The organism is Schaalia sp. lx-100 (assembly GCF_021083625.1).
Taxonomy (GTDB): Bacteria; Actinomycetota; Actinomycetes; order Actinomycetales; family Actinomycetaceae; genus Pauljensenia.
In genome coordinates, this window is record NZ_JAJNRP010000010.1 from 63,080 (window position 1) to 72,151 (window position 9,072).

Genomic DNA, 9,072 nt, shown 5'->3' on the forward strand with positions numbered 1-9,072 from the left:
CAATGGCATAAGCGTGAATGTGCGGCTTGGATAGAAGTTAAAAGATCGCTGTTTTTATCAGCAGTGTCGGCAAAGGAGCCCTAGGAGGTAATCGTGAAGGCCACAGCTGAGACGCTCACACTTATTGAAGCTGCCGCTTTACTTTCCGGTACTTCAGAGTGGGATTCCCGAGCGCTTCCCAAACGAGGTATTCCTTCATTCGTTATGTCAGATGGGCCTCACGGGGTCAGGCGACAGCTAGGGTCAGGCGATCACTTAGGGATCGCTGCTGCTGAACCTGCCACATGTTTTCCTACAGCTGCAACAGTGGCCCATTCATGGGACCCGAAGCTTGCTGAGTCTATGGGTAAAGCATTAGGAGCAGAAGCACGATCACTGGGAGTAGATGTTCTTTTAGGGCCAGGTCTTAATATTGCTCGTTCTCCTTTATGCGGGCGAAATTTTGAGTATTACTCTGAAGATCCCTATTTATCAGGGAAAATGGCTGCTGGTATGGTGAGGGGTATTCAATCGCAAGGAGTTGCCGCCACGCCGAAACATTTTGCGGTGAATTCACAGGAATTACGTCGTCAAGCTTCTGATTCTGTTCTTGACGAACGTACTATGCGTGAAATTTATTTAACCGCTTTTGAAATTATTGTCCGTGAATCGCATCCTCGTGCCCTCATGTCTTCCTACAATAAAATTAATGGGACATATGCGCATGAAAACGCTCATTTACTTACTGATATCCTCAGGAATGAATGGGGTTTTGATGGGATGGTTGTTTCCGACTGGGGTGGTTCTAATTCAGCTTCTGCAGCGGTAAGGGCTGGTGGGTCTTTAGAAATGCCGGCTCCGGGCCTTCATTCTGTGCGTGAAATCCTTGCAGCAGTTGAAGCTGGTGAGATAAGTGAAGCCGATGTGCGCGCTCGTGCTGCTGAAGTAATTGCTATTGCACGTTCGGCTCATTCGCATGAAGAACGTCCCACATATAATCGTGAGGCTCACCATGAGCTTGCCCGTCAAGTGGCACGCGAATCTATTGTTCTGATGCGAAATAACGGTATTTTGCCTCTGGTTTCCGGTACTCGTGTTGCGATTATTGGTGATATGGCACAAAATCCGCGTTATCAGGGTTCGGGTTCCTCGCAGATCAATCCGACTCAGCTGGAAAGCCTGTGTGATACAGCGACAAATGCTGATGTGCATGTTGTGGGCTATGCACAAGGATACGATCGTTTAGGCAAACCGCGGCCAGATCTCATAAGTGAAGCATGCGAATTAGCTGCTCGTGCTGATGTGGTTGTGCTGGCTTTAGGTTTAGATGAGCTTTCTGAGTCTGAAGGGCTTGATCGTCAACATCTGCAGATCCCGCAAGTTCAACGCACTTTGCTTGAAGCTTTAGCGAGTATCAATGATCGTATTGTTGTTGTGCTTTCAGCAGGATCAGTTGTTGAAACCTCATGGCTGACATTTACTCAGGCATTGGTTCATACATGTTTATCAGGGCAAGCCGGCGCAAGTGCTGCATGGGATATTCTGATGGGGCATGCTGAGCCGTCAGGACGTCTATCGCAAACATGGCCATTGCGTTTAGAGGATCATCCGACTCGTGGTTTTGTCCCTTCACATGAACCTTTTTCTGTGTACCGTGAAGGTCCGTATGTGGGCTACCGTTATTTTGATACCGCTGAAGTTCCTGTTGCTTTCCCTTTCGGTTATGGCCTGTCGTATGCAACGTGGGAATACTCAGATATTGTTCTGGCATCTGAGGGCGTTCGTTTCACAGTGACGAATACATCTGATCGTGCAGGTGTGTGTGTTCCACAAATGTATGTTGCCCGTCCGGGGAAAGTATGGGGACCAAGGCGTGAACTGAAAGGCTTTGCGAAAGTCAGACTTGAAGCTGGCGAAAGCACAGAGGTTTTTATTCCTTTTGACCAGTACACATTCCGTCATTTTGATCGTGCTCACCACAAATGGCAGGTTGAAAATGGCCGATGGACTGTGAGCATTGGGAATAATATTGCAGATTTGCTTTTGAACGCTACGTGGGATGTCGCATCACAAGATGACAATAGTGGTGAATCGTATGAAGCGATTCCTGTGCCGTATCAAACAGGCCATGTACGTGACCTAAGCGATGCGGATGTGGCAAAGCTCCTAGGATATCCTGTGCCTCAGCATCAAAAAGCAACAGTGTTGACTGTAAATGATCCGCTGTCGGATATGGTTTATTCCCGTAGCTGGGTTGCGCGTTGTGCAGGCCGTATGCTTGAAAAGAAGAAAGCACAAGCGGATGCCACAGGAAAACCTGATCTGAATATTTTATTCCTGACAAATATGCCTTTTCGGGCAATGGGGAAAATGAGTAAGGGCCTGATTTCCACGCAAGCAGTTGATGCAATTGTGGAATGTGTTAATGGACGTACTTTCCGAGGCCTTGGGCATTTAATTCGTGAAATCGTGAGAACACGCAGGCAAAATCGTCAGACTCAACGGGCCATTGATGAAGCTGTGACATGTAACGAAGTTGGTCACGCATCTGCAGCCTCATGAATAAAATCCTGTGGCACATTCGATGAATCAACGAATAATTTCGTTGCTGTCAAAATTGTGTCACTTATTCTCTCAATGTCAGAACTTAAAAGTGAAAGAGATAAAAATGTTTCGCGGACTTGCTGAAAAATGGAATTCTTTTGCAGAAAAACACGTGACAAGTTCTCAATTTATCGTGTTTTTTATCCTTTCAAATGGGGTAACGCTTCTTCAGCTTATACTTATGCCCGTTTTTAAGTGGGCTTTCGGTAAAACGGCACTTGTAGATACAGCTTTCCAATTTTTACCTATCGGTATGAGTAATGGGGCTGTCGTTTACATGTTTGATTATGCGGCAGGTCCGGTAACTCCAGAAGGATTTGGCGGTGGCTTAGCCTATTTTCTTGCCGTGCAGATTACTTTACTTATTGCACAGGTCATTAACTTCTTTGCTCAACGAAATATTACTTTTAAGTCAAATTCATCCGTGTGGAAAGCAGCCATGTGGTACGCGATTGCATATGTGGCGATCACAATTTTAGCTGCAGCTTTACAAGTGGTGTATAAAGCCCCTATTTATTCTTTCTTCCAAAGTTCTTTCGGGATGGGAATGGGGCAGGTTATTGCTGACGTTCTCACGATGATTATTAACTCGGCGATTTCTTTCTGGGTATTCTTCCCGATTTTTAAGGTGATTTTTCGTCAGGTGCCAGAAGAATCTGCTGAAAAAATCAAAACACCTGTTGTGACAGCAGATTCTATGAGCTCCTGAATAAATCCTCTAACCTGCCCTCCTTCATATCATTAAATTTTAATGGTAGGGGAGGGCGCGCATATTTTTTGAGGCCGTATCCTGTGTTTCTTATGAAAAAGAACGAATATAGGTAAAGATATGCTGCAGAATAATGGAAAAATCCTGTATTTTAATACTTTCATCAGAAAAGTATCAGATGCTTGTGAGATCTTTTGATCGGCTCAATTCATATGAGGGTTATACGTAAACGAATGTTTCTATTGTCATTGTTGTCTAAGTCAGGCAGTATAAAGAGGTGACTATGCAAAAGAACGCTCAAATATCCGAGCACGATGATCGTCCTCTTTTAAGTGTGATTGTTCCTTCTTACAATTCTCAGGACTACTTAGGTCGTGCCATGCAGTCCTTAGTGGGGTATGGGGATGAAGTAGAGGTACTGATAGTCAATGACGGTTCAACTGATGAAACAGCACGTATCGCGGACCAATGGGCAGCGCAACACCCTGGCCGTGTTCGAGCAATTCATCAGAAAAATGCTGGACACGGTGGCGCCTTAAATGCTGGTATCGCTCATGCCCGTGGAACACATCTGAAAGTGGTTGATTCAGATGACTGGGTGGATCGTGCCGCTATGCAGGAAGTTTTACGTACACTTCGTACAGACAGGGAAAATGGTCAAATCCTTGATCTGCTGGTCACCAATTACGTCTATGAGAAGCAAGGACGTGCGCATAAAGCTGTTATTAAATTCCGTAATGTGCTTCCTCAGGGGCGTGTAATTACGTGGGATGATATGCGTCCATGTCGCTATGACCAATATTTGATGATGCATTCGTTGATATTACGAACAGATTTGGTTCGTGAGTCTGGTCTAATTTTGCCAGAACATACTTTCTATGTGGACTACCTGTATAGTCACACTCCTTTACCTCTGGTTCGTACAATTCGATACCTTGATGTGGATTTGTACCGTTATTTCATTGGACGCGATGATCAGTCAGTCAATGAATCTGTCATGATTACACGTATTGACCAGCTACTCCGTGTAAATCTCGCAATGGTTGATGCAATGCCAAATCCTGCGGATGTACCTGCGAATCTCTACCGGTATATGGTGCATTATCTGAGGATTAACTGTGCGGCATGTACTGTGATGTTGCTGCTTTCTGGAACCTCAGAACATCTGGAAACGAAAGAACGTTTGTGGCGTGAATTAGCTGAGCGTAATCCGCAAGCATCCCGTGCCGTGCGGGCTGATTTACTGGGACGTCTTATTACCTTGCCAGGTCGGGCAGGGCAGCGGGTCATTATGGCTGGTTATAAGGTTGCTCGTTCTTTCATTGGTTTTAACTAGATTTTCGTTGGCTATGCGTCTGCCTGCTTTTATGTCCTTATTCTTGAATTGTTGATGGTAAGAGGACTGTCAAGGTAAACCAGTGGTTCTTGATATGAGTGGTGACTTCACCACCGTATTTATGTGCTGTCCATCGGATAGAACGAATACCGTATCCGTGTAGTGAGTTATCGTTTTTGACGGTGCGGAGGTCACCGGCTTCGTCAACTTCCACATGACCGTCGAACCAGTTATCGACTCGTAAAACAACCATCGTTCCCTGGGAATGTAAAGCGACATTAATCAGTCGTTGTTCGGGTGCTTCAACTCGCATTGATGCTTCAATAGCGTTATCCAGGGCATTACCGAAAAGGGTAGCAATATCCATAGCTGTCATATTTGACACTAAAGTGCCGTCAACAACTGCTGTAAAAGTAATATCGGAAGCGGCGCATGAATCTGCTTTCGATGTGAGGATCACATCAAGTACAGGGTTACCGCAATGGTATTGCTGTCGTAAAGCACCGACTGTACGTTCTAATTCACTGAGGTATGCGTGAGTGCGGTCTGAATCTACTTCATCTCGAATTAAAGCAATTTGATGCTTCATATCATGGCGTACACGTGCAGCTGCCTCAATATTTGCTTTTGCCTGTAAGTACTGAGTGTGCTGAGCATGAAGAACGGCATTCATGGTAGCTAATTCGCTGGTAACTGTGATCTGACGTAAGCGTTCTTGTTGTGCGTATAGCAAAATAAAACCACAGAGATCAACAAGGGTGCGAATATAAAAGATTTCACTTCCTGCACGTCCAGAAAAAGGTGTTGTCACAGTTATAAAAGATAGATTTGACATTGCAAATGTTATTGCGGTGATAGCAATTGCTGACCACAGATCGACACCGAGCAATCGAGTGGGTTCTTCGCGGGGGAAATGGCGTTTTTCGCTGAACCATACGATAGTGATAACAACTGCGTGAATGAGAATACTGAGAAAAATAACAGAGGGGTGTGTGGGGGAGTCATCCCTTAGGGACCAGACCACTAGGTGCCAAGAAAAAGAAGCAACAAGTTCTGCGAAAACGAAAGCGCGGGTTGTAAGGTGCCCGATAAAAACCCAGTTTTCTCCAGTAGCCATCCAAATGATACATGCCATTGTGATAATGGCAGCCAACATGCCCGGTATCCATAGTTCAATAGGTGCTTTTCCGGCGATAAATTGTATGAATATTAATAAGGGAAGTCCAAGGAGTAATGCCGTGACAGTGTGGCGCCGAGGAATTCGGGTATCCCAGAAAAGTAATGCATACAGTGCGCAGGCACTCCATTCAGCGCACGCTGTATAGAGACGCGGAATATCAGGCAGTTGTTGAAATATCATCGGATTCCTCCCGCGTACTGTGTAAGGGCTGTGAGGAAAGCTTTTTTCCGTGGACGTGAAATACGTAGTTCAATTCCGCCAGTCATAAAACAACTTTGGTCTTTTACTCCTTGAACGCGAGCCAAATTTACTAAATAGCATGAATTTGAACGGAAAAAATCATGAGGGGTAAGCTGTGTTTCCATATCTTTGAGTGCGCCTACCATTGAAAGTTTTCCGTCAATTGTGTAAATGTCGAGACGATGTTTAATTGATTCAATGTAAATAATGTCTTTAATAGCGATACGTTGAATATTTGTTCCTGATTGGACGAGTAGTGAACTGGAAGCACGTTTACGGACTGTGGCAATACAGCGGGTAAGTTCTTGCTCAAAAGCAAACCAGGGCAGAGGTTTTAATAGGTAGGACAAGGCATTTACTTCATAGCCTCGAATAGCATATTGCGGTGCTGAGGTAATGAATACGAGGACAACTTGTTGATCCAGTGAACGAATGTGACGTGCTGCTGTAAGGCCATCCATATGTTCCATTTGAATGTCAAGGAAAATAATGTCGTATATCGGTTTGTATCCTGCGCTGATAGCGGCACCATCGTGGAAAGTCGAGACTTCACAGGCGATGTCGTACTCTTTTTGATAGCGGGCTACGTAGTCACACAACAGGCGGCGTGATACTGCCTCATCTTCGACGATTCCAATACGAATCACGGAATTGCTGTCCTTTTCTTCTGTTATTCGATATGAGGAATTATCCCGCGAAATATATGCGAATGCCCACTGCTAGATGGGGTGAAGCAGGTCGCAGAAGAAGCATATTTTCCTGTGCTCGTAAGGGGAATAATATTTGAATCTTTTCAAGGACTTTCCAGGTTTATACCTTCATCTGTCATGTACTTGTGAGGCTGTTGCATAGTGCCTGTTGATGAGTGTGTGGGAAAGGGATGTGGTGAGTATGAAATGTTACTGAATAGGGGATGTTGCTGTGGGTGAATAATCCTTATTTCTGCTTGATATTTTGCGGTTTTCCTCAATCTTGTTCATTATATGGTCATTTTTTATTCATAATGTGGTATATGGATACTGTTTTCCTCAGCTTAAAAGGAGGTATCTTCATGACAGATTCGGCTATGCCGGTATCACCAGCGAAAAAACGTGAGACCTGGACAGGACAAACAGGTTTTCTTCTTGCTGCTATTGGTTCCGCAATTGGTCTGGGTAATATTTGGCGATTTCCTGGGGTTGCCTACGAAAACGGTGGTGGCGCTTTCCTTGTGCCCTACCTCGTAGCACTTTTACTGGTCGGTATTCCATTTCTTTGCTTGGACTACGCAATAGGCCATAAATTCCGTGGAACACCACCGTGGGCACTGCGCCGCATTGGAGCAGCCGGAGAATTTATCGGTTGGTTCCAAGTAATGATTTGTTTTGTCATTTTCACCTACTATGCTGCCGTTATCGCTTGGGCAGCTCAGTACGCTATTTACTCAGTGAATGAAGCGTGGGGAGATGACGCCAAATCTTTCTTTGTCAGTGATTACCTACAGGTTTCTTCCGCAGATAGCCTTTCTTTTTCTCCTGTGGCAGCGGTTGCTATCCCTCTTGCCCTCGTATGGATACTCGTATTGCTGATTGTGGGAATGGGTATCTCACGAGGTGTTGAGATGGCGAACCGCATTTTCTTGCCTTTGTTGGTCATCCTTTTCCTTGTTTTAGTGATACGCGCATTATTCCTGCCGGGAGCGTTAGAAGGACTCAACGCTTTCTTCACACCAAAATGGAGCGCATTATCTGACCCGCACGTGTGGCTAGCAGCATTCGCTCAGATTTTCTATTCACTGTCGATTGCTTTCGGCATCATGCTTACTTACGCCTCCTACCTGAAGCCGCGTTCTAACCTGACAGGTACGGGTTTGGTTGCAGGTTTCGCTAACTCCTCATTTGAAATCTTGGCAGGTATCGGCGTATTCAGTGCACTGGGTTTCATGGCCTACAAACAAGGTGTTGGAGTTTCTGAACTACAAGGTTTAAGTGGTCCTATTTTGTCTTTCGTGACATTCCCACAAATCATCTCCATGATGCCGGGCGGCCCATTATTTGGTGTTCTTTTCTTCACTTCCTTAGTTTTGGCGGGAGTCACATCTTTACTATCCTTACTGCAAGTAGTCAGTGGTGCTTTACAAGACAAATTTGGTTTTGCACCAAAGACGGCCGCAATGATTATGGGTATTCCCGCAATGGTTGTTTCACTGGTCCTCTTTGGTACAACATCAGGTCTGAATACCTTGGATGTTGTTGATGCTTTTATTAACAATATCGGTGTAGTAGGTTCAGCAATTGTCATGACTCTTTTTGCAGCGCTCCTTGGAGGCCGTATGCGCGCACTACGCGAGCATTTGAATAAGGTTTCCTCTGTGAAAGTGCCAGCGATCTGGGATTTCCTCGTAGGCGTTCTTTGTCCCGTTGTTTTAGCTGTCATGATGTTTATGGCAATCGTGGATTACATTAGTCGTGGTTACGGTGAATACCCATCGTGGTATGTTCTCACATTTGGTTGGGGATGCGTGGCGCTCTGCGTTATTGCCTCAATCCTTTTCACTTTGGCACCGTGGAAACATCAGAAGCCAAAACATGCAGTAAATGACGGAGAAATGATGACTGAGGGGGTTTCACAATGACTGCTCCTGCTATTGTAATGATGGTAGTGACAATGCTTTTAGTATGGGGAGGTCTTGTTGCTTCTATCGTACTTTTGCGCGTCATTCCTTTACCTGAAGAAGATCATGATCTTTCTTGGGACTTCGAAGAATCTGAGGTTCCACGTGAGGTTACATGCTAGGTTCTTGCCGCAAGACACCTTCTGCTCACTGATGGTGAAACTGCTGTGATTAACACTGTGCCTGCATCAGAATGACATGTAAATTCTGGTGCAGGCACAGGTCTATATTTATTCCTTATTTTTAGTACGAAAGGGGCTGCGGACGTTTTTTTAGAGGGTTTTTGTGGTTAACGTTTTTGCGCGGTAGGCCCGGATTGTTAGCCCGCCGAGTTCGGTTTTGATTCTCGTGTTGTTGTACCAATCGACGTA

Annotated in this window: 8 protein-coding genes; 5 read left to right on the forward strand and 3 right to left on the reverse strand. The window is 45.1% G+C overall.

The window, feature by feature from the left end:
* Positions 1 to 93 precede the first annotated feature (93 nt).
* The 3 genes from LRP54_RS08135 to LRP54_RS08145 all read left to right on the forward strand — a co-directional run bounded on the left by LRP54_RS08135 (position 94) and on the right by LRP54_RS08145 (position 4,628).
* Positions 94 to 2,541, forward strand: a complete 2,448-nt coding sequence (locus tag LRP54_RS08135) for a glycoside hydrolase family 3 C-terminal domain-containing protein (protein ID WP_231235709.1) — start codon at positions 94 to 96, stop codon at positions 2,539 to 2,541.
* Between the two features lie 106 nt (positions 2,542 to 2,647).
* Positions 2,648 to 3,292 (forward strand): hypothetical protein, encoded by a 645-nt coding sequence (locus tag LRP54_RS08140; protein ID WP_231235710.1) that lies wholly within the window; start codon positions 2,648 to 2,650, stop codon positions 3,290 to 3,292.
* A 283-nt stretch (positions 3,293 to 3,575) separates the two neighbouring features.
* Positions 3,576 to 4,628 (forward strand): glycosyltransferase family 2 protein, encoded by a 1,053-nt coding sequence (locus tag LRP54_RS08145; protein ID WP_231235711.1) that lies wholly within the window; start codon positions 3,576 to 3,578, stop codon positions 4,626 to 4,628.
* A gap of 37 nt (positions 4,629 to 4,665) precedes the next feature.
* Here the strand turns inward: LRP54_RS08145 and LRP54_RS08150 are convergent, their stop codons facing one another.
* Both LRP54_RS08150 and LRP54_RS08495 read right to left on the reverse strand, forming a co-directional pair.
* Positions 4,666 to 5,988: an ATP-binding protein gene (locus LRP54_RS08150; protein ID WP_231235712.1), complete on the reverse strand. Its 1,323-nt coding sequence runs from the start codon at positions 5,986 to 5,988 to the stop codon at positions 4,666 to 4,668.
* Positions 5,985 to 6,695: a LytR/AlgR family response regulator transcription factor gene (locus tag LRP54_RS08495; RefSeq protein ID WP_231205167.1), complete on the reverse strand. Its 711-nt coding sequence runs from the start codon at positions 6,693 to 6,695 to the stop codon at positions 5,985 to 5,987. The genes LRP54_RS08150 and LRP54_RS08495 overlap by 4 nt, the downstream gene beginning before the upstream one ends.
* A gap of 404 nt (positions 6,696 to 7,099) precedes the next feature.
* Between LRP54_RS08495 and LRP54_RS08160 the strand changes: the two genes are divergently transcribed.
* Together LRP54_RS08160 and LRP54_RS08165 are read left to right on the forward strand one after the other, a co-directional pair.
* The gene (locus LRP54_RS08160; protein WP_231205166.1) at positions 7,100 to 8,662 is read left to right on the forward strand and encodes a sodium-dependent transporter; all 1,563 of its coding nucleotides are present in this window, start codon (positions 7,100 to 7,102) and stop codon (positions 8,660 to 8,662) included.
* On the forward strand, positions 8,659 to 8,823 hold the full coding sequence (locus tag LRP54_RS08165; RefSeq protein ID WP_231235713.1) for a methionine/alanine import family NSS transporter small subunit: 165 nt from the start codon (positions 8,659 to 8,661) through the stop codon (positions 8,821 to 8,823). The genes LRP54_RS08160 and LRP54_RS08165 overlap by 4 nt, the downstream gene beginning before the upstream one ends.
* Before the next feature lie 150 nt (positions 8,824 to 8,973).
* On the opposite strand, the gene LRP54_RS08530 is transcribed toward LRP54_RS08165, so the two are convergent.
* The coding region (locus LRP54_RS08530; RefSeq protein WP_442984584.1) for an IS3 family transposase at positions 8,974 to 9,072 on the reverse strand (99 nt) is incomplete at its 5' end.